The organism is Antrihabitans stalagmiti (genome assembly GCF_016482825.1).
Taxonomy (GTDB): Bacteria; Actinomycetota; Actinomycetes; order Mycobacteriales; family Mycobacteriaceae; genus Antrihabitans; species Antrihabitans stalagmiti.
On record NZ_JAEMNV010000037.1, the window covers coordinates 1 to 1,461 of the forward strand.

At 64.8% G+C, this 1,461-nt stretch carries 1 protein-coding gene; it reads left to right on the plus strand.

All coding sequences use genetic code 11. The features are described from left to right. Positions 1–25: 25 nt before the first annotated feature. The coding region (locus tag JGU71_RS29575) for a condensation domain-containing protein (RefSeq protein ID WP_307830001.1) at positions 26–1,461 on the plus strand (1,436 nt) is incomplete at its 3' end.

A 1,461-nucleotide genomic window follows, 5' to 3' on the forward strand; every position in this document is an offset into this window, starting at 1 on the left:
GGGGGTGTTGGTGGAGGTGCGGTCGGTGTTCGATGCACCGACGGTGGCGGGGTTGGCTGATGTGGTGGGTTCGATTGCTCCGGAGGCTGGTTCGCGGCCGGTGTTGGTGTCGCGGGTGCGGCCCGCGTGGGTGCCGGTGTCGTTTGCTCAGCGTCGTATGTGGTTCCTCAACCAATTCGACACAGCGTCACCCGCGTACAACATCCCGGTGGGTCTGCGGTTGCGAGGGCCGTTGGACGCAACGGCGTTGATGACTGCTTTGGCCGACGTTGTACAGCGGCACGAGGCGTTGCGGACGATGTTCCCGGACTCGGCGGACGACCCGCAGCAGGTCGTGGTGCCGGTTACCCGAGTGGATCTGAATCCGACAGCGACGCAGGTTGACCCGAGCGTTTTGCTTGCACGACTCGAGAGTGTGGTGACGCGAGGGTTCGACGTGACCGTCGAGGTCCCGGTGCGGGCACGGCTGTTCCGGGTGGCGCCCGACGACCATGTGCTGCTGCTCGTGGTGCACCACATCGTTGCCGACGGAGCATCGATGGCGCCACTGGCGCGCGATCTGGCGACTGCCTATGCGGCGCGGGCCGCCGATTCCGAGCCGACCTGGGCACGACTGCCGGTGCAATATGCGGATTACACGTTGTGGCAACGCGAGGTAGTGGGCGAAGAGTCGGATTCCGACAGCGAGCTGGCGCGCCAGTTGCGTTACTGGCGTGAGGTTTTGGCCGACGCACCCGAGGCGATGGAGTTGCCGGTCGACCGGCCGAGACCGATGGTTCGGTCGTTGCGAGGAGCCCGGATCGAGTTCGACGTCGACGCGGAGCTGCACGCTCGAGCGGGCGAGTTGTCGCGTGAGCAGCGTGCGAGTGCGTTCATGGTGTTGCATGCAGCCTGGGCCGCTGTCCTGATGCGGATGTGCGATGCCAGAGATGTGATCGTCGGGACGCCGGTAGCGGGCCGCGGCGAACCCGCTCTGGACGATCTGGTCGGCATGTTCGTGAACACGGTTGTGCTGCGCACCCGCATCGAGCCGGGGATGCGTTTCGACGAACTTCTCGAGGACGTGCGGGACAACGATCTGGCTGCGTTCGCTCACGCCGATCTGCCGTTCGAGCGCTTGGTGGATGCGGTGGTATCGGCGCGGACGACCGCGCACCACCCACTGTTTCAGGTGGCTTTCGAGATGCAACGCGGCGACACCGTTGTCCCCAACTTTCCTGGGCTCTCGGTGGACGCCCTCGACCTGGATCCGGGGATCTCGAAGTTCGATCTGCAGTTGAGTGTCACCGAGCGATACATGGCCGACGGATCGCCGGCGGGGCTGAGCGCAGCGTGTGTGTATTCGACGGATTTGTTCGATGAGGTGACGGTGCGGGGGTTGGCTGCGCGGTTTGTTCGGGTGTTGGAGGCGGTGTGTGCTGATCCGTCGGTGGTGGTGGGTGATATCGACATTCTTGATGG